The 18,255-nt window shown below is 71.4% G+C and carries 16 protein-coding genes; 4 read left to right on the plus strand and 12 right to left on the minus strand.

All coding sequences use genetic code 11. From position 1 onward, the window contains the following. Positions 1 to 18: 18 nt before the first annotated feature. Complete coding sequence (locus OG878_RS18830) at positions 19 to 885, plus strand: SURF1 family protein (RefSeq protein ID WP_328887865.1); 867 nt, start codon at positions 19 to 21, stop codon at positions 883 to 885. A 61-nt stretch (positions 886 to 946) separates the two neighbouring features. Here the strand turns inward: OG878_RS18830 and OG878_RS18835 are convergent, their stop codons facing one another. From OG878_RS18835 to OG878_RS18865, 7 genes are all read right to left on the minus strand, one after another. Continuing rightward, positions 947 to 2,326 (minus strand): hypothetical protein, encoded by a 1,380-nt coding sequence (locus tag OG878_RS18835; protein WP_328887866.1) that lies wholly within the window; start codon positions 2,324 to 2,326, stop codon positions 947 to 949. After that, positions 2,323 to 2,898 carry a SigE family RNA polymerase sigma factor gene (locus OG878_RS18840; protein WP_328891295.1) on the minus strand — a complete coding sequence of 192 codons (576 nt, stop codon included), beginning with the start codon at positions 2,896 to 2,898 and terminating at the stop codon, positions 2,323 to 2,325. The genes OG878_RS18835 and OG878_RS18840 overlap by 4 nt, the downstream gene beginning before the upstream one ends. A 359-nt stretch (positions 2,899 to 3,257) precedes the next feature. Then, positions 3,258 to 4,316 carry an aspartate-semialdehyde dehydrogenase gene (locus OG878_RS18845; protein ID WP_328887867.1) on the minus strand — a complete coding sequence of 353 codons (1,059 nt, stop codon included), beginning with the start codon at positions 4,314 to 4,316 and terminating at the stop codon, positions 3,258 to 3,260. Beyond that, positions 4,313 to 5,584, minus strand: a complete 1,272-nt coding sequence (locus OG878_RS18850) for an aspartate kinase (protein ID WP_277327527.1) — start codon at positions 5,582 to 5,584, stop codon at positions 4,313 to 4,315. The genes OG878_RS18845 and OG878_RS18850 overlap by 4 nt, the downstream gene beginning before the upstream one ends. A gap of 125 nt (positions 5,585 to 5,709) precedes the next feature. Further along, positions 5,710 to 6,369 carry a DUF5063 domain-containing protein gene (locus OG878_RS18855; RefSeq protein ID WP_328887868.1) on the minus strand — a complete coding sequence of 220 codons (660 nt, stop codon included), beginning with the start codon at positions 6,367 to 6,369 and terminating at the stop codon, positions 5,710 to 5,712. A 92-nt stretch (positions 6,370 to 6,461) separates the two neighbouring features. After that, complete coding sequence (gene recR, locus OG878_RS18860; RefSeq protein ID WP_277327525.1) at positions 6,462 to 7,061, minus strand: recombination mediator RecR; 600 nt, start codon at positions 7,059 to 7,061, stop codon at positions 6,462 to 6,464. 82 nt (positions 7,062 to 7,143) lie between these two features. Continuing rightward, a complete protein-coding gene (locus OG878_RS18865; protein WP_328887869.1) occupies positions 7,144 to 7,479 on the minus strand; it encodes a YbaB/EbfC family nucleoid-associated protein in 336 nt (111 codons plus the stop codon). 371 nt (positions 7,480 to 7,850) lie between these two features. Here OG878_RS18865 and OG878_RS18870 point away from each other — a divergent pair, with 371 nt between their 5' ends. After that, a complete protein-coding gene (locus OG878_RS18870; RefSeq protein ID WP_443049261.1) occupies positions 7,851 to 8,723 on the plus strand; it encodes an SLATT domain-containing protein in 873 nt (290 codons plus the stop codon). A gap of 76 nt (positions 8,724 to 8,799) precedes the next feature. Here the strand turns inward: OG878_RS18870 and OG878_RS18875 are convergent, their stop codons facing one another. The 3 genes from OG878_RS18875 to OG878_RS18885 all read right to left on the minus strand — a co-directional run bounded on the left by OG878_RS18875 (position 8,800) and on the right by OG878_RS18885 (position 11,825). Then, on the minus strand, positions 8,800 to 9,450 hold the full coding sequence (locus OG878_RS18875) for a hypothetical protein (protein ID WP_328887871.1): 651 nt from the start codon (positions 9,448 to 9,450) through the stop codon (positions 8,800 to 8,802). A gap of 155 nt (positions 9,451 to 9,605) precedes the next feature. Then, positions 9,606 to 10,328, minus strand: a complete 723-nt coding sequence (locus tag OG878_RS18880; protein ID WP_328887872.1) for a GntR family transcriptional regulator — start codon at positions 10,326 to 10,328, stop codon at positions 9,606 to 9,608. Between the two features lie 114 nt (positions 10,329 to 10,442). Further along, positions 10,443 to 11,825, minus strand: coding sequence for an aspartate aminotransferase family protein (locus tag OG878_RS18885; protein WP_328887873.1), 1,383 nt, complete (start codon positions 11,823 to 11,825; stop codon positions 10,443 to 10,445). 281 nt (positions 11,826 to 12,106) lie between these two features. Between OG878_RS18885 and OG878_RS18890 the strand changes: the two genes are divergently transcribed. Next, positions 12,107 to 14,197, plus strand: a complete 2,091-nt coding sequence (locus OG878_RS18890; protein ID WP_328887874.1) for a serine/threonine-protein kinase — start codon at positions 12,107 to 12,109, stop codon at positions 14,195 to 14,197. A gap of 32 nt (positions 14,198 to 14,229) precedes the next feature. Here OG878_RS18890 and OG878_RS18895 read toward each other — a convergent pair whose 3' ends face one another. Further along, positions 14,230 to 15,705 carry a helix-turn-helix domain-containing protein gene (locus OG878_RS18895; RefSeq protein ID WP_328891296.1) on the minus strand — a complete coding sequence of 492 codons (1,476 nt, stop codon included), beginning with the start codon at positions 15,703 to 15,705 and terminating at the stop codon, positions 14,230 to 14,232. Between the two features lie 374 nt (positions 15,706 to 16,079). On the opposite strand from OG878_RS18895, the gene dnaN reads away from it, so the two are divergent. Further along, a complete protein-coding gene (gene dnaN, locus OG878_RS18900; RefSeq protein WP_328887875.1) occupies positions 16,080 to 17,237 on the plus strand; it encodes a DNA polymerase III subunit beta in 1,158 nt (385 codons plus the stop codon). An 82-nt stretch (positions 17,238 to 17,319) separates the two neighbouring features. Here dnaN and OG878_RS18905 read toward each other — a convergent pair whose 3' ends face one another. Next, positions 17,320 to 18,207, minus strand: coding sequence for a glycoside hydrolase family 19 protein (locus tag OG878_RS18905; protein WP_328887876.1), 888 nt, complete (start codon positions 18,205 to 18,207; stop codon positions 17,320 to 17,322). Positions 18,208 to 18,255: the final 48 nt, after the last annotated feature.

An 18,255-nucleotide genomic window follows, 5' to 3' on the forward strand; every position in this document is an offset into this window, starting at 1 on the left:
GGACCGTACCGTGGAGGGGTGTACCGGTTCCTGCTGACCCCGCGATGGTGGGGGATCAACCTCTTCGCCGTACTGGCCATCCCGCTCTGTGTCTTCATGGGCACCTGGCAGCTCGGCCGCTTCGAGGACCGCGTGCAGACGCACGAGCAGGCCACGAAGCAGCCGGACCCGGGGACGAGGGCGGCAAAGCCCCTCGACGACCTGCTGCCGGTCGACACGGTGACGTCGGGTCGCCCGGCCACCGCGACCGGCCGGTACGCCGACCAGTTCCTGGTGCCCGGCCGGGAATTGGACGACAGGACCGGCTTCTACGTGCTGAACATGCTGCGCACCGACAGCGGCAAGGCCCTGCCGGTGGTGCGCGGCTGGCTGCCCGGCAAGGCCGGGCACACCCCGGTGCCCGCCGCGCCGGCCGGCGAGGTCACGGTGACCGGCGACCTCCAGGCGTCCGAGAACACGGGCACGGACGGCGTCGACACGGCGGGCGGCCTCCCCGACGGCCAGCTCGGCATGATCAGCGCCGCGACGCTGGTCAACCTCGTGCCGTACGACGTGTACGACGCCTGGGTGACGCTCCAGGACACGGGCGCCGGAAGCAGCGCGGCCGAGGACGGTGCCCTGCGTCCCGTGCCGGCCGTCGCGCCGCAGGGCAGCGGGCTCGACCTGAAGGCGTTCCAGAACCTCGGCTACACCGGTGAGTGGTTCATTTTCGCCGCATTCGTACTCTTCATGTGGTTCCGGCTGGTCCGGCGGGAGGCGGAAGCCGCGCGGGACGTGCAGCTGGGCCTCGTCCCCGACGCGGACGCGAGCGCGGAGACGGACGCAGACGCGGACATGCGCGCCGACGCGAGCACGAGCACAGCTGAGCCGTCCCGGCCTGCATAGGTGAGGGGGCCCGCCCGTTCGACGTCGAACGGGCGGGCCCCCTCACGTATGCGCCGTCGCTCTAGGCCGGCGGTTCGAGCACACCCGTCCGGTAGATCGTGCCCGCGCAGGCGTTGGGGATCGTCGCCTCCGCGACCGGTGCCCCCGGCTCCGCCGTGTGCGTCACGGCGACGCTGCCGCCCAGCGGCCCACCGCCGTCGTCGCTGCCGAGCTGCAGTTCCGTCTGCGACGTGCCGTCACCGGTGCCGTCGGACGTACCCGTGACGCCGTCCGTCGGGCTCGGGGTCGGTGTTCCGCCGGAGGTCGGACAGGAGTCCTCCGGGACCCAGGCGAACTGCACCTCGTACGCCATCGCCGGCTTCAGCAGCACCGTGCCCGCTTCCTGCGACGGGTCGGGCAGACCGGCTGCCGCGTCGCCCGCGGTGTGCTGCACCACATCGATCTTGGCCGCGTCGGCCGCGCCCTTCGCCTGGAAGCCCACGGTGCCGCTGCTGGTCACCGAGCATTCCGTGCCCGAGATGTTGGAGATGCGGAAGCTGCCGTACACCGTGCCGTCCGCCCCGGCCGCACCCGTCTGGGCGGAGGCGACGCCCAGCTGTCCCGGGTCACAGACCGGCATGTCGGCCGCCGCGCTGCTGGCGGCACCCGCGCCGGTACCGGCCGTGTCACCGTCGCTGATCCGGCCGTCGGGGTCCGAGGGGCTCCTGGTGCTGTTCACCCGGCCCCTGTCGCCCGAGCCCCGGCCGTCCGCGGCGTCGCCGCCGGTCATCGCTCCGGCTTCCGAGCCGGTATCGGCGCCGCTGCCGCCCTGCGCCTGCTCACGGTGCCCGGCGATGGCCGGGCTGGCGGTGTTCGAGCCTTCGGAGTTGGCGACATGGACGAACGCGGGGACCGCGGTGCCGAAAAGCAGCGCCGCCGCCGCCATTCCGACGACCGCCTGCCGCTTCCGTGCGCGTCGGGCAGGGACGGCACGCTTCAGATGGTCGAGGGTGCCGTCGCCGGGTTCGAGGTCCTGGACCGCGCTGCGCAGCATGCGCCGCAGGGCGGCCTCGTCCATGTCCGCACCGAGGCCCCCGGCACGGCCACCCGCACCGGACCCGGCACCTGCAGACGCACCCGGGCCGGCACCCGCTCCCGGCCCGGAACTCACACCGGCGCCCTCGCCCGGACCCGTGCCCGGGCCCCCTCCCGGACCGAAGAGGGCCGTCGGACCGGCGAGCCGGTCCGCCTCGACAGGGTCGTCCCCACCGCTCCCGCGCGTCTCCGGCGCGCTCGCCGCGGACACCATGTCCGCGGCCGAGTCGTCGTCCGAGTTCACGTTCGGCGTGTTCTCCGGCCCGTGCTTCACAATTCCGTTTCCAGTCCGGTCGATCTCACGCTCACGCGTGCGTTCGTGCGCGGGTTCCTGCTCGTGCCCAGGCGTCCGTTCGTGCCCACTCATGACTGGGCCTCCATGACGACGCGCAGCGCCGCGATGCCGCGGGAGCCGTACGCCTTGACCGAGCCCAGGGATATGCCCAGTGTCTCGGCCACCTGGGCCTCGGTCATGTCTGCGAAGTACCGCAGCACCAGCACCTCCCGCTGGCGCCGTTGCAGCCCCCGCATTGCTTTGATCAGCGCGTCCCGCTCCAGCTGGTCGTACGCGCCCTCCTCGGCGCTCGCCATGTCGGGCATCGGCTTGGAGAGCAGCTTCAGCCCGAGGATGCGGCGGCGCAGCGCGGAGCGCGACAGGTTGACGACCGTCTGGCGCAGGTACGCGAGTGTCTTCTCAGGCTCCCGTACCCGGTTCCGCGCCGAGTGCACGCGGATGAAGGCCTCCTGCACCACGTCCTCACATGACGCGGTGTCGTCCAGCAGCAGCGCCGCCAGGCCGAGCAGCGAACGGTAGTGGGCGCGGTAGGTCTCGGTGAGATGGTCGACTGTGGTCCCGGCTGCCACGCTCTTCTCAGCGCCCTCGCGCTGCGACGGCAGCTGGGCGGTGCGCGCAGCAGGCATGGGCGCAATCACCGGCATACCGCCGGGCGCGCGGGGCCGCCGGAGCGGGCGCACCGAAGCGCCGCGCAACGGGCCCACCACTGTGATGTCGAGAACCTCTGCCACGCCTGTTGGACACCCGTCCCCCCGTCAGGGTTGTACGCGTACGGCACCGCGTATGACGCTGTGCGATATGCCCTCATGCGTGCCTGCTCTTCCACAAATGCCCCATTTTCGCGTCCCACCACGCGAGAAGTGACGGCATAGACGCGCGTTGTCCGACCGCCGGTTCCAACAGGCAGCAAGGTCATCGTCGAACACCGCAACGTCCCAGCTCAAGGGGTTCCGACCAGCAAGTTCCCCACAGGAGTTTCACAGACCGTACAAATCAGGTTCGATCACACACGGGGAAATTCGGCAGCCACCGATTCGGCGATCTGCGCCACGTTCAGCGCCGCTCCCTTGCGCAGATTGTCGCCGCACAGGAACAGTTCCAGGGCGCGTGTATCGTCCAACGACCGCCGCACCCGCCCCACCCAGGTCGGGTCGGTGCCCACTACATCGGACGGGGTCGGGAAGTCACCGGAGGCCGGGCTGTCGAACAGGACCACGCCCGGTGCGGTCGCGAGGATCTCGTGCGCCCGGTCGACCCCGACCTCGTTCTCGAAGCGGGCGTGCACGGACAACGAGTGCGTGGCGACGACGGGTACGTACACACAGGTCGCCGTCACCCGCAGATCCGGCAGGCCCAGGATCTTGCGGGACTCCTCGCGGATCGCCAGCTCCTCGGACGACCAGCCGTTCCCGGCCTCCTTGCCGGCCCACGGCACGACGTTGAGGGCCACCGGAGCGGCGAAGGGCGACTCCTCGCCGACGGCCCGGCGGACGTCTCCGGGCTTGGTGCCCAGTTCCGTACCGGCGACCGTCGACAGCTGCTCGCGCAGCGCCGCGACCCCGTCGCGGCCGGCCCCGCTCACCGCCTGGTACGAGGAGACGACGAGCTCCCGCAGCCCGAACTCCGCATGCAGCGCACCGACGGCGACGATCAGCGAAGCCGTGGTGCAGCTGGGACTGGCGACCAGGCCCCGCGGCCTCATCCGAACGGCATGCGGGTTGATCTCGGGCACGACCAGCGGGACGTCCGCATCCAGCCGGAACGCCGCCGAGTCGTCGATGACGACCACGCCCTTGGACGCCGCGATCGGGGCCCAGTACCCGGACACGTCCTCGGGCACCAGGAAGACGGCGACGTCCACACCGTCGAACACGTCCTCGGTGAGTGCGAGGACCTCGGTCTCCTCACCGCGTACGACCAGCTTGCGGCCGGCCGAACGCGGCGAGGCGACCAGTGACACGTCGCCCCAGACGTCCGCGTGCTGCGAAAGGATCTGGAGCATGATGCCGCCGATCGCCCCCGTCGCTCCGACGACCGCGAGCGAAGGGCGGCGGGATGTCATCGGCCGGTGCCCCCGTAGACGACGGCCTCGTCGGAGTCGCTGTCGAGACCGAAGGCGGTGTGCACGGCGCGCACGGCCTCGACGACGTCGTCGGCGCGCGTGACCACCGAGATGCGGATCTCGGAGGTCGAGATCAGCTCGATGTTCACCCCGGCGTCGGACAGCGCCTCGAAGAAGCCCGCGGTGACCCCGGGGTTCGTCTTCATACCCGCGCCGACCAGGGAGATCTTCGCGATCTGGTCGTCGTAGCGCAGCGACTCGAAGCCGATCGTGCCGCGGTTGCGCTCCAGGGCGTCGATGGCCTTGCGTCCCTCGGCCTTCGGCAGCGTGAACGAGATGTCGGTCAGGCCGGTCGACGCGGCGGAGACGTTCTGCACCACCATGTCGATGTTGATTTCCGCGTTCGCGATGGTGCGGAAGATCGCGGCGGCCTCGCCCGGCTTGTCGGGAACGCCGACGACCGTGATCTTGGCCTCGGAGACGTCATGGGCGACTCCGGAGATGATCGCGTGCTCCACCTGCTGGTCCCCTTGCGGCTCGTTGCTGACCCAGGTGCCGCGCAGTCCGGAGAAGGACGAGCGGACGTGGATCGGGATGTTGTAGCGGCGTGCGTACTCCACGCACCGGTGCAGCAGCACCTTGGAGCCGGACGCGGCCAGCTCCAGCATGTCCTCGAAGGAGATCCAGTCGATCTTCCGGGCCTTCTTCACGACCCGCGGGTCGGCGGTGAAGACACCGTCCACGTCGGTGTAGATCTCGCAGACCTCGGCGTCCAGCGCGGCCGCGAGTGCGACGGCGGTGGTGTCGGACCCGCCTCGGCCGAGGGTGGTGATGTTCTTGCCTTCCTGGCTCACCCCCTGGAACCCGGCGACGATGGCGATGTTGCCCTCGTCGATCGAGGTCCGGATACGGCCCGGCGTGACATCGATGATGCGCGCTTTGTTGTGGACCGAGTCGGTGATGACGCCGGCCTGGCTGCCCGTGAACGACTGGGCCTCGTGACCCAGGTTTTTGATCGCCATCGCCAGCAGGGCCATGGAGATCCGCTCTCCGGCGGTCAGCAGCATGTCGAACTCACGCCCGGCAGGCATCGGCGATACCTGCTCGGCGAGATCGATCAACTCGTCCGTCGTGTCGCCCATCGCTGACACCACGACAACCACCTGGTTGCCGTTCTTCTTGGCATCGACGACTCGCTTGGCGACGCGCTTGATGCCTTCGGCATCGGCTACGGAGGAGCCTCCGTACTTCTGCACGACAAGGCCCACGTGCGCTCCTCGCTCAATCCATTACTGCGGTCGCCTCAGTTTAACGAGCAGCCCGGAAACGCCCCGGCTCTACCACATCGTGAGATGTCCCGCTCACCACGTGATCACCCGCAGAGGCGGAGCGCTCACTTCACCGGGCGCAGGCCCAGCGGTCCCGCGATCTCTTCCGCCATCACCCGGCCCGCCTCCTCCGCCAGGTCGTCCTCGCCCGCGTCCTGGTCCGTGTCCAGGCCGTCCAGTTCCTGGAGGGGCTGGTTCAGGCGGATGTGGGCGACCAGGGACTGGATGGCGCGCAGGGTCGCGGAGGCGGTGGAGCCCCAGTTGGAGAAGTACGAGAACTGCCACCACCACAGCGCCTCGGTCGTGCGGCCCGCCTCGTAGTGGGCCAGGCCGTGGCGCAGGTCCGTGACCAGGTCCGCCAGGCCGTCGGAGATGCGGCAGGGGACCGGTGCCTTGCGGGGCTCGTACGGGTCGAAGACCTCGGAGTAGATGTCGATCGGCTCCAGCAGCGTCGCGTAACGCTCGCGCAGGCCGTCCGCGTCCGGTTCGGCGCCCAGGTCCGGCTCGTAGCGCTCGTCCGGGAGGACGTCCTCGTAGGCACCGAGCCTGCCGCCCGCCAGCAGCAGCTGGGAGACCTGGAGGAGCAGGATCGGGACGGCCTGTTCCGGCTCGTCGACCTTGGACACCTCGGTCACGGCGACAATGAACGTCTTGATCTGGTCCGCGATCTGGACGGCGAAGTCGTCCGGGTCCTGCGTGACGGAGTTCAGCGTGGCGTCAGACATCGAGGGGACCTCCCGTGGGCACGGTCGCGAACGGTGGGTAGAACATAGCGTCGCCGAACGTAAAGCGGCCGTGAGACGTGGCCTTGCGGGTGCTACACATCGAGCAGTCGCCTCCCCTCGAACGCGCGGCCGAGGGTGACCTCGTCCGCGTACTCCAGGTCGCCGCCGACCGGCAGCCCGCTGGCCAGCCGGGTCACCCGCAGGCCCATCGGCTTGATCATCCGCGCCAGGTACGTCGCGGTGGCCTCGCCCTCCAGGTTGGGGTCGGTGGCCAGGATGAGCTCCGTGACGGAACCGTCGGCGAGCCGCGCCAGCAGCTCACGGATCCGCAGATCGTCCGGGCCGACGCCCTCGATCGGGCTGATCGCCCCGCCGAGCACGTGGTAGCGGCCACGGAACTCGCGGGTCCGCTCGATCGCCACGACGTCCTTCGGCTCCTCGACCACGCAGATCACCGTCCGGTCGCGGCGCGCGTCACGGCAGATCCCGCACTGCTCCTCCTGCGCGACGTTGCCGCACACCGCGCAGAACCGGACCTTGTCCTTGACCTCCAGGAGGGCATGGGCGAGGCGGCGCACGTCGGTGGGCTCGGCCTGCAGGATGTGGAAGGCGATCCGCTGCGCGCTCTTGGGACCGACGCCGGGCAGCCTGCCCAGTTCGTCGATGAGGTCCTGAACCACGCCTTCGTACAACGGAACGCCTTCCTGGGCCGGGGCCCGCGGCTGCTGCTGCCGCCGGGGTCGTGGTAGGTACGGTAGTTGGTGTGCCGACGGATCAGAAGGGCAGACCGGGCATGCCGCCCAGCCCCTGGGCCAGCGGGCCCAGCTTCTGCTGCTGAAGCTGCTGCGCGTTCTCGTTCGCCGCCTGGACTGCGGCGACGACGAGGTCGGCGAGCGTCTCGGTGTCCTCCGGATCGACGGCCTTCGGGTCGATCACCAGGGCGCGGAGCTCGCCGGAGCCGGTCACGGTGGCCTTCACCAGACCGCCACCCGCCTGCCCCTCGATCTCGGTCCTCGCCAGCTCCTCCTGGGCCTGGGCGAGGTCCTGCTGCATCTTCTGGGCCTGCTGCAGCAGCTGCTGCATATTGGGCTGGCCACCACCGGGAATCACGGTCACTCCTGGCATTTCGACGACAAATGTTTCGGTATGCCGAGCCTACGTGGTCACCGGTCACCTCGCCCCACCCACTGGCAAGCAACCCTTTCGGGTGAGATCCGGTCAACAGGGGCACGAGTCCTATACCTGATCACAGGGCATGCACACCCAGGAATACCGCGATTTCGCCCCCACGCCCCACCATTCGGCGGTAGGAAGGGCATGCGCATCAGTACGCACATGTGCACCGTCCGTCACGCATGGTGACGAAAGCGCGACGGCCGGCCACGTCGAAATTCCGCCCGCAATCGAACGCACGCGTCGGAGCACGCGTTGGCGCGTCGATATGCAGAGTGCAGAGGAGTGCCCCGGTGAGTCAGCCGGAGATGCAGCCCGAGGGGGCGCCCCGCAACGAGCCCGGTACGCCAGGTTCGGCCGTTCCGCCGGGCTCGGGCCCGGGCTCCGGCCAGGGACCGGGTCCGGGGACCGGCCTGGGGTCGGGTGCGGGTCAGGGGTCGGATCCCGGCCAGGGACCGGAGTCCGGGTCGGGCCAGGGGCCCGGGTCCGCTGCGCAGGGCCGGGACCTGACCGGCCAGCCGTTCCCGCTCGGCGACTGGGGCGAACCCGCCGAGCGCCTCGACGAGCTCTACCGCTGGGTCGAGGCCGACGCGCTGCGCACCGCCCGCTGGTACCTGGCCGACCGGGTGTGGAAGCGGCGCGGTGCACGGGCGCTGCGGATCGGCACGGCGTTCGGGGTCGTCGCGGGCGCCGCGCTGCCGCTGCTCGATCTGACGGAGGCGCTGGACGGCGCGGCCGGCTGGGGCTATCTGTCGCTGCTGCTGGGCGCCGCATGCATGGCCTGCGACCGGTTCTTCGGCCTGACCTCCGGCTGGATAAGGAACCTCGCCACGGCCCAGGCGGTACAGCGGCGCCTTCAGGTGCTGCAGTTCGACTGGGCGGCGGAGTGCATCCGGGAGGTGCTCGGGCCGACCGAGGGGACGGCGAGCGAGGCGGCGGAGCGGTGCCTGGGGGTGCTGAGGCGGTTCTCGGAGGACATCACGGAGCTGGTGCGGTCCGAGACCGCCGACTGGATGGTGGAGTTCCGGGCGGGGCCGGCGCCGATGGGGATGCAGGCGCTGGTGTCGGGCAGCGGGGCCGGGGGGCGTACGGAGCAGTGGGCGCCCCCGGGACGGTTCCCGATCCAGTCCATGGCCCGGCCGAACATGCCGCGGCAGCGGCCCCCGGAGCCACCCCGTTGACCACCGACCGGTGATCTTCGACCGGCGATCGGCGGGTTGCGGTCGGTGGCTCCGGGGACGGGGGACGGTCGTCGGGTCAGCTGAAGATGATCATTGAGCCTTGGGCGAGACTGCGGGTCACCGCCGCATGCAGGCCCAGCCAGACGTGCCGTTCCCGGGCGAACGGACTGTCGTCGTACGGAATCGGGCCCGCCGGCTCCTCCAGGGAGGTCGGTGCGGCGGGCGGGGCCGGGGCGGCCGGCGGGTTCGCCGGGTCGATGCCGATGGAAGGGGCGACGAACTCCAGCTCCCGCAGCAGACCGTGCGACGAACCCAGCGGACCGCCGCCCTCCAGCAGCTGATCGTTGGAGAGCGGGGAGGGGAAGTCCACGGGGACGTAGGCCCCCGCATGGTCGTAGTGCCAGACCAGATGGGACTGCTGCGCCGTCGGCTCGAACATCTCCAGCAACTGCTCGTAGTCTCCGCCCAGTTCGTCGACGGGTGTGACGGCGAGTCCGCTCAGCTGGAGCAGATAGGCCCGGCGCAGGAAGTGCAGTGCGTCGTAGTCGAAGCCCGCGACCGGGGCCACGTCGCCGGTCAGTCCCGGCATATAGGCGTAGACGGGCACGGCCGGCAGTCCGGCGTCGCTCAGCGCCTTGTCGTAGATGGCTATCTCTTCGGCGAAGGGATTGTCGGGGCTGTGGCACAGCACATCGACGAGGGGGACCAGCCACAGGTCACAGGCCACGAAGTCTCGCTCTCCGACGGGTGCGCAACGGTTCTCGCAAGGGGCTCTCACAAGGATGCGCGCGATGGTCGGGACAGCGTAATGCGATCGGGACGTTGCGCACAGTGGTCCCTCCGTGGACGGATCGCGACGCCTCGCCGCCGGGCGGGCGTGTCCTACTGCGCCTTCGGCTTCCCGTGGTGCTCCGGATCACCCGCCGCGAGCCGGTCCGCCCACTTCAGCGCGTGGGAGTTGAAGTCGTCGATCGCCGCGCGCACCGCGTCGTGCTCGCCGAGCGTGATCGCCGCGACCAGGGCAGGGTGGCCGTCCCAGAGGCGGTCCCGTGCGTCCGCGTCCCTGCGCAGATACGGCACGGCGAAAACCCAGGACTGGACACGCAGCCGGTGCAGGAAGTCCGTGATGTACGTGTTGCCGACGAGCGCGCCGAGTTCGCGCCAGAAACGCAGGTCGTAACCGATGAGGATGTCGAGGTCGCCGCAGCGCGCCGCCCGTGCGGCCTCATCGGCCCTGCGGCGCACGGAAACCAGCGACTCGCGGTACTTCGCCGCCCGGACACGCGAGTCGGCGGTTCCGGAGAAGATCCCGCGGATGACTCCGTCCATGACCAGGGTGCGGGCCTCGACCATCGCCCGGTAGTCGTCCACGGTGAACTCGTGCACCCGGAAACCGCGGTGCTGGTCGGATTCCAGCAGGCCCTGCGCGGAGAGGTCGAAGAGCGCCTCCCGGACGGGCGTCGCGGAGACCCCGTACTGCTCGGCGATCTGCTTGACGGTGAACTCCCGCCCCTGCTGGAGACGCCCCGCAAGCACCTCGTCACGCAGCGCGTCCGCGATCTGCTGCCGCAGCGTACTGCGGGTCACAGTTCCGCTCGCGCGCATGGCGCCCCTCCCTTGCCGGCTCCGGTTCACCATAAGCCAGGACCGGTGTGCCCGGTTCCGGGCACGGGGAGGGGCGCCGTACGGAATGCGTACGGATCGCGCCGGACGGGCGCGTCAGACGGTGTGCTCGTCCGCCACCGACAGGGCCGCGTCCAGTGCCGCCAGCCCCTCCTTGGCCTCGGCCTCCGTGACGTTGCAGGCCGGGACGGCGTGGGTGCGGTTCATGTTGATGAAGGGCCACAGGCCGTTCTTCTTGCACGCCGCGCCGAAGGCCGCCATCGGCGCGTTGGCCTCGCCCGCCGCGTTGTACGGGACGAGCGGCTCGCGGGTCTCCTTGTTGCGGACCAGGTCCAGCGCCCAGAAAGCACCGACGCCGCGCACCTCGCCGACCGACGGATGGCGTTCCGCGAGGTCGCGCAGGCCGGGGCCGAGGACGGTCTCGCCGATGTGGGCCGCGTGCTCGACGACCTTCTCGTCCTCCATCACACCGATCGTGGCGACGGCGGCGGCGCAGGCCAGCGGATGACCGGAGTAGGTGAGTCCGCCCGGGTAGGGGCGGGTCTCGAAGGTGGCGGCGATCTCCGCGGAGATCGCGACGCCGCCGAGCGGTACGTAGCCCGAGTTGACGCCCTTGGCGAAGGTCATCAGGTCGGGCGTGACGTCGAAGTGTTCGGCGGCGAACCACTTGCCGGTGCGCCCGAACCCGGCCATCACCTCGTCGAGGACGAAGACGATGCCGTACCGGTCGCAGATCTCCCGGACGCCCGCGAGGTAGCCGGGCGGCGGCGTCATGATGCCCGCCGTGCCGGGGATCGTCTCCAGGATGATCGCTGCGATGGTGGCGGGACCCTCGAAGGCGAGGGTGTCCTCCAGGTGCTGGAGGGCGCGGGCGCACTCCTCGGCCTCGGTCTCGGCGTGGAACGGCGAGCGGTACAGGAACGGGGCCCAGAACCGGACGACACCCGCCGACCCCTGGTCGGACGGCCAGCGTCGCGGGTCGCCGGTCAGGTTGATGGCCGTCGAGGTGGCGCCGTGGTACGAGCGGTAGGCGGAGAGCACCTTCGTACGGCCGGTGTGCAGCCGGGCCATCCGGACGGCGTTCTCGACGGCCTCGGCGCCGCCGTTGGTGAAGAAGATCTTGTCCAGGTCGCCGGGGGTCCGCTCGGCGATGAGGCGTGCGGCCTCGGAGCGGGCCTCGATCGCGAACGCGGGGGCGAAGGTGGCGAGCTTGCCCGCCTGCTCCTGGATCGCGGCGACGACGGTGGGGTGCTGATAGCCGATGTTGGTGAAGACGAGACCGCTGGTGAAGTCGAGGTAGCGGTTGCCGTCGTAGTCCCAGAAGTACGCCCCCTCGGCGCCGGCGACGGCGAGCGGGTCGATCAGGCCCTGGGCGGACCAGGAGTGGAACACGTGCGCACGGTCGGCGGCCTTCACGGCCGCACCGGCCGCGGAGTCGACCTGCGGAGCGTGGGATCCATGGGAGGCATGAGGGGTCATGCCGCGAGCGTAGGTCGTGCGACGAGCGCCTCGACATGGCCACGTTGTATGGCGTGGGGCGCTTTGGTGGGCAGGGTGTCGGGTCGGCGGCGGGAGTGCGGGATTTTCGGAGTGGTGAAGTACGGGGCACGGGTGCGGGAAACGCCTGCCGGGGCGGTGGGGACGGTCGCCGGCCCGGGCGGTGGCCGGTCCCGACCGCCGGACCTGCCGCAATGGCCGCCGGGCGCTATTCTCATGCCGCATCGGCGGTGGGTCGCCGGGCGGGGGGAGGACTGCACACCATGGACAAGCTCGGGTCCGGCGATCCGCAGCGCATCGGCGCGTACCGCCTGCTGGGACGGCTGGGCGCGGGCGGCATGGGGCAGGTGTATCTGGCCCGTTCCGACCGTGGCCGTACGGTCGCGATCAAGCTGGTACGCGCGGAGCTCGCCGAACAGCAGGAGTTCCGCGAGCGCTTCCGCCAGGAGGTGCAGGCCGCCCGCCAGGTGGGCTCGGACTGGACGGCCCCCGTGCTCGACGCCGACACCGAGGCAGCCGTGCCATGGGTCGCGACCGGGTACGTCGCCGGGCCCTCACTCCAGGCCACCGTCTCCGGGCGCGGGGCCGGACCGGGGGCGTACGGTCCGCTGCCCGGGCGTTCGGTCCACATCCTGGGGGCCGGGCTGGCCCGCGCACTGCAGGGCATCCACTCCGCCGGGCTCATCCACCGCGACCTCAAGCCGTCCAACATCCTGCTGACGATCGACGGCCCACGGGTGATCGACTTCGGTATAGCCCGGGCACTCGACACCGTCACCGACGGAGGTCTCACCCGCACCGGATCGCTGGTCGGTTCGCCCGGTTTCATGGCGCCGGAGCAGGTGCGGGGCGAGCGGGTGACCCCGGCGTGCGACGTGTTCTGCCTCGGCTCGGTGCTGGCGTACGCGTCGACGGGCCGGCTTCCGTTCAGCGCGGCGGACAACGAGGTCCATGCCGTGCTGTTCCGGATCGCGCAGGAGGACCCCGATCTGACCGGTGTCCCGGCGGATCTGGCCGACCTCGTCCGCGACTGTCTCCTCAAGGACCCTGCGGCCCGGCCGACCACGGACGCGATCCTGGAGCGGCTGGTGGAGGGTGAGGTGGCCGAGCCGTGGCTGCCGGGCGCACTGATAGCCCAACTGGGACGCCATGCAGTGGAGTTGCTGGACTCCGAGGACCCGGAGGAGGAGCGCGAGCGGCCCACGGGCCAGCAGGATGCGCAGGCCCTGGAGAAGGTGGACGGGGCCGACGGGCCCCAGGACGCGGTACCGCCCGCGGGCGACCCGCAACCACCCATGGCTGGAACCGACGGGCCCCAGGACGCGACACCACCCGCGGGCGACCCGCAACCACCCATGGCTGGAACCGACGGGCCCCAGGACGCGGTACCGCCCGCGGGCGACCCGCAACCGCCCGTGGCCGGAGCCGACCGGCCCCAGGACGCGGTACTGCCCGCGGGCGACCCGCAACCGCCCGTGGACCGTGCTCCCGGCGAGGTCCACACGCTCCCCACGATGATCGGCGTCCCGGTCCCCGCTCCGGCTCAGGCCCAGCTCCAGGCCCCCGCTCCGGCTCCGCCCCAGGCCCCGGTCCCCGGGTTCGGGCCGCCGCTGCCCGTCCCCGGGTACGGCTATCCGCAGCTGCCCGCCCAGCCACACCCCGGTCAGGGATACGGGCACCCACCGCGCCTCCCCGGTTTCGGGCCCATGCCCCCGTACGGCCCGGTCCACCCCACCGTCGTCGCACCCCCGCAGCCCGCGCCCACGCCGAAGCGCAGTGCGGGCTCGACCGTCGCCCTCGTCGCGGTCGCGGTGCTCGTCGCGATCGGTGCGGGCGGCTCGGTGTACGCGCTCATGAGCGACGACGGGACGAAGCACGGCCCGGCCGCCACCGCCTCCCCCTCCGGCTCATCCGGTCCGTCGGCCTCCCCCTCCCCCGAGGGTTCGCCGTCCTCCGCCGACCCGTCACCCGGCGACGAGCCGAAGAACGGCGACGGACCGATCCCCGAGGCCTACCTGGGCACCTGGTCCGCCGGCATCGACAACGCCTCCGGCCACTCCACCCGCGAACTCGTGATCCAGCAGGGCGAGGTCGGCCAGACCGTCCTCACCCTCACGGCGAAGGGACCGATGGACACCGGCGGCACCTACCGCTGCGTCTTCCAGGCGGACCTGACAGCGGAGCCGTCCCCCGGCGGACCGATCGGCATCGGCCCCTCCACCGTGACGCTCGGCGAACCCATGTCGTCCTGCACCCCGGGCAAGGCCACCACCCTGACCCTGCTCCCGGACGGCACGCTGCGCCGCGAGATCACGGAGACCGGCGAGCACCTCACGTACACGAAGTCCGGCTGAACGGGCCTGCGCCGCCACTCGTGATCCGGGGCCTACTCATGCCCCGGGCCGGGACCGGTCTCCAGCGCACGGAAGGCCAGCCACAGGTCGTACCGCGCACTCGGGGTACGCAGCAGTGAGCGCTGGAGCACGGCTTCGAGCCGTGTGAGGCGCTTGCGGGCGCCCGGCACGGAGATGCCCAACGCGGCAGCGGTCGGGCCGAGTTGCGTCTCGCACCGCAGCCAGGCGCGCAGGGTGGTCTCGGCCGTGGCGCCCGCCGCACCGAGCGGCTGCAGCTCCTGGGCCGCCCACTCCCGTACGGCGGGGCGGCGCAGGATCCCGTCCAGGGAGCCGGGCGCCGCCGGGTGCGGGGTGGCCTCAGCGGGCCCCGGGGCGCTCCGGTGAGCGAGGGCGGGGGTGGCACGGATGCGCAGGGCCAGGTCGAGCGCGGCCTGGTCGGCGACCCTGCCGAGGTCCAGACCGAGCAGCTCCCCGATCAACCGCAGCCGTGCGGCAAGGGTGTTGCGGTGGATCTTCAGGTGCTGCGTCGCATGCGTCGAGAACGCGAGCCACGAGGCGAGGGTCGCCGCCAGTTCCTGGCTGCCGGGGTCCTGGCTGCGGCGCGGCAGATGGGTGAGCAGTGGTGCCAGCAGGGCGTCGGCCCACCGTGCGCCCGCGGCACCGACGACCAGGGCCGGTTCCGGTGCGGACCCGAACCGCGCATGCCGGACGGGCAGTCCGCGCGCCACGGCCAGGGCGTGGAACGCCTGCCGGTATCCGGTCGCCGTGTCGCACAGCGGCACGTCCTCGCTCACGCCCACGACGCACTCGCCCACCGCGGCGGCGATGTCCGGGCCGAGCTGCGGTTCGGTGCCGTCCGGGCCGGCGGGCACGACAAGGATCAGATGGCGCGCGTACACCGGGCACCGCACGATCCAGGACCGGCCGCCCGAGACACCCGCGCACACCCGCGCCACCTCGTCCCGCCGGCCGGCCGGGCACTCCACCACGTACACCCGGACGGGGTCCGGCAGAGTGGGCTTCAGGGCGCCCGCCACCTGGTGGGCGATGGAGAGCTGACCGGTCATCAGCAGATGCAGCACCGCTTCGCGGCTGCGGGACTCCGCGAGGTCGACGCGGCGGCGCTTGCGTTCGACCGTTTCGGCCGCCCAGCACATGGACAGGGGCATCGCCACGTCGGCGAGGAGCGCGGCGAGTCCGTCCGGCAGCGGCCGGCGTGCGACGACGGCGAGGATCGGGGCGGGGGCGTCCGACGGTCCGTCGAGAGGGAAGAGCAGCGCGGTGTCCGGCCCTTTGTCGAGGGCGAACGAGCGGGCGCCGAGGGCCGTCAGCTCCCGCGCGCCCTCGACGGCCAGCGCGAGGGCCGCGGCGCAGGTGGGGTCCGGGGTCCGGGCGGCGCCGCGCAGGACGGTACCGTCGCCGTCGAGCAGTCCTGCCCAACCGCCGGCCCGTCCCGACACCCACCGCAGCAGCTCCTGCGCCCCGCCGACGCGGGCCAGGCTGTGCATCCGCAGTACGTCGTCGGCACGTTCTTCCGCTCGCACCGGTCCCCCCGCTCCGTACCCGTCCGTCACCCGCAGAGAAAGCGGAGTGAAGGGTACCCGGTGTGACTGTGCGGACTGATACCTCCGTGGCGCCCACACGGTGCGGATTGAATCTCCCTGCCGTGCACCCGCCGTCCTAGAGTCCCAGACGTATTCCGGGCGCATCGGGGGAACACGTCCGCCCGGAACTCGGGGGACGAGGGGGCGACGGGGAGGCACGGCGGCAGCGGCCCACGGGGGTGGTCGCTGTCGTCGGCCGCACCGGTCCGGGGCCGGTTGTCAGTGGCGCCGCCTAACGTCGGGTCATCACCAGACCCGACGGAGAAGGGCCACCCGCCATGGAGTTCCGGATCGAGCGCAGCGCACTGACCGATGCCGTGGCCTGGGCGGCGCGGGTGCTGCCCACACGGTCGCCCGTACCCGTGCTCGGCGGGCTGCGGCTGGAGGCGGACAGCGGCGGGCGGTTGCGGATCTCGGGCCTCGACTACGAGGCGTCCGCGTGCATCGAGGTGGAGGCGGAGACCGTACGGGCCGGCACGGCCCTGGTCATGGGGAAGCGTCTGCTCGACGTGTGCAGGGTGCTGCCCGAGGGTGCTGTGGAGTGCGCGGTCGAGGGTTCGCGGTTCTCGGTGGCCGCGCGGGATGCCAGGTTCGGCCTGTCGGTCCTGCCGCTCGACGACCATCCTGCGCTGCCGCCACTGCCCGAGGTGTGCGGGGCCGTCGACTCGGAGGAGTTCGCCGCGGCCGTCGCCCATGTGACGGTGGCCGCGGGCCGGGACGACACGCTGCCGACCCTCACCGGGATCCGCCTCGTCCTCGACGGCGACACGATGACGCTCGCCGCCACCGACCGGTACCGCTTCGCCGTGCGCACGCTCGCGTGGAAGCCGGAGACCGCGGACGTCTCGGCCGATGTCGTGGTGTCGGCCCGCCGTCTGTCGGAGATCGCCCGCTCCTTCGGCCGCTCCGGCATGGTCCGCGTGGCCCTGGACGCCGGCTCGGTGGGCTTCGAGCTCTCCGGCATGCGCACCACGGTCCGGCTCCTGGACGGCCGGCTCCCGCGCCACGACAAGCTGTTCACGATGGCGGATCCGATGACCGCGGTGACGGACCGGGCACCTCTGGTCGAGGCGGTCAGGCGCGTGGCCGTCGTCGCCGACGGCGGCAGCCCGCTCCATCTGACCTTCTCCGGCGGCTCGGTGCTGCTCCAGGCCGGTTACGAGGACGATGTCGCGTCCCAGAGACTGCCGGCCGTCCTGGAGGGCACCGATGACCTGACGGTCGCGTTCAACCCGTCCTACCTGATGGATGCTTTGGCCTCGTTCGACACACCGGCCGTCCAGTTCCGCCTGATGGGCCCCGGTCAGCGCGCGATGATCACCGGCAGGACGGCCGGGGAGGACCCTGCGGAAGTGACGGCGGCGGATCCGGCGGGAAGCGCCGCGGTCCGCCCGACGCACCGGCATCTCCTGATGTCCGTGAAGCCGCTGCTCTGAGACGGCCGTCCACGGCGCGCCCGGCGGGGGAACGCCCCCGCCGGGCGGCTGTCCACATGCTGTGGATCAATGACTCGGCGGCTCAGCAGCTCAGGTTCGAACCGGGCGTGGTGCCGAGGATCTGGACGAAGGCCAGGTACTTGTCGACACGGCTCTGCACCTGGGCCGGGTTGCCGCCGTTGCACTCCAGGGACCCGTTGATCGAGCGGATGGTCTCGCCGAAGCCGGCGCTGTTGACCATGGCGTTGTGCGGGGTCATGGTGCCCGGACCGCTCTGGGTGTTCCAGTACCAGAGCCCGGTCTTCCAGGCCACGGACGCGTTCTGCTCGACCAGGTAGGGGTTGCCCAGCAGGTCGATGCCGAGCGCGTCGCCCGCGGCCTTGTAGTTGAAGTTCCAGCTGAGCTGGATCGGGCCACGGCCGTAGTACGCGGCCGTGCCGGCCGGGCAGCCGTAGGACTGGCTGGTGTCGCAGTAGTGCGGATAGTTGGCCGTGTTCTGCTCGACGATGTACACCAGGCCGCCCGTCTCATGGCTGACGTTGGCGAGGAACGCCGCCGCCTCCTGGCGCTTGACCGTGTCGCTGCCGGTGTTCGCGAAGCCCGGGTAGGCGCTCAGAGCCGCCGTCAGCCCGCTGTACGTGTAGAAGGGGTTCCGGTTCGGGAACATCTGGTTGAACTGCGCCTCGCTGACGACGAAGCCCGACGGCGTACCCGGATCCGTGCCGCCGCCGCTGCCGCAACTGCCCTGGTCCGCCCAGACATCGGCAGTGCCCGGCCGCTCGTTCTGGGTCCACCACTTCGCGGTCCAGTTGTGCCCGTTGTACGAGGCGGCTCCGCCGCCCCAGTAGACGGACGAGGCGTTCCAGGGTGTCGCGCACTCCGCTGCCGAGGCCGTGGAGGCGGGGAGGAAGACAGCCATCGCGACGACCGCGCCCAGCGCGGCCAGAAGGCCCATGATGCGTTTGATCATGTGATCACTCCTTAGGCGCGGCGCACCAGACTCGCCGGTGCGCCGCCA

This window comes from Streptomyces sp. NBC_00316, assembly GCF_036158715.1.
Lineage (GTDB): Bacteria > Actinomycetota > Actinomycetes > Streptomycetales > Streptomycetaceae > Streptomyces.

Coding starts and splice junctions, on each gene's coding strand:
- OG878_RS18835 (WP_328887866.1), bottom strand. CDS start 2,326: ATGAGTGGGCACGAACGGACGCCTGGGCACGAGCAGGAACCCGCGCAC.
- OG878_RS18840 (WP_328891295.1), bottom strand. CDS start 2,898: ATGCCGGTGATTGCGCCCATGCCTGCTGCGCGCACCGCCCAGCTGCCG.
- OG878_RS18845 (WP_328887867.1), bottom strand. CDS start 4,316: ATGACATCCCGCCGCCCTTCGCTCGCGGTCGTCGGAGCGACGGGGGCG.
- OG878_RS18855 (WP_328887868.1), bottom strand. CDS start 6,369: ATGTCTGACGCCACGCTGAACTCCGTCACGCAGGACCCGGACGACTTC.
- OG878_RS18870 (WP_443049261.1), top strand. CDS start 7,851: ATGCAGCCCGAGGGGGCGCCCCGCAACGAGCCCGGTACGCCAGGTTCG.
- OG878_RS18880 (WP_328887872.1), bottom strand. CDS start 10,328: ATGCGCGCGAGCGGAACTGTGACCCGCAGTACGCTGCGGCAGCAGATC.
- OG878_RS18885 (WP_328887873.1), bottom strand. CDS start 11,825: ATGACCCCTCATGCCTCCCATGGATCCCACGCTCCGCAGGTCGACTCC.
- OG878_RS18890 (WP_328887874.1), top strand. CDS start 12,107: ATGGACAAGCTCGGGTCCGGCGATCCGCAGCGCATCGGCGCGTACCGC.
- OG878_RS18895 (WP_328891296.1), bottom strand. CDS start 15,705: ATGCACAGCCTGGCCCGCGTCGGCGGGGCGCAGGAGCTGCTGCGGTGG.
- dnaN (WP_328887875.1), top strand. CDS start 16,080: ATGGAGTTCCGGATCGAGCGCAGCGCACTGACCGATGCCGTGGCCTGG.
- OG878_RS18905 (WP_328887876.1), bottom strand. CDS start 18,207: ATGATCAAACGCATCATGGGCCTTCTGGCCGCGCTGGGCGCGGTCGTC.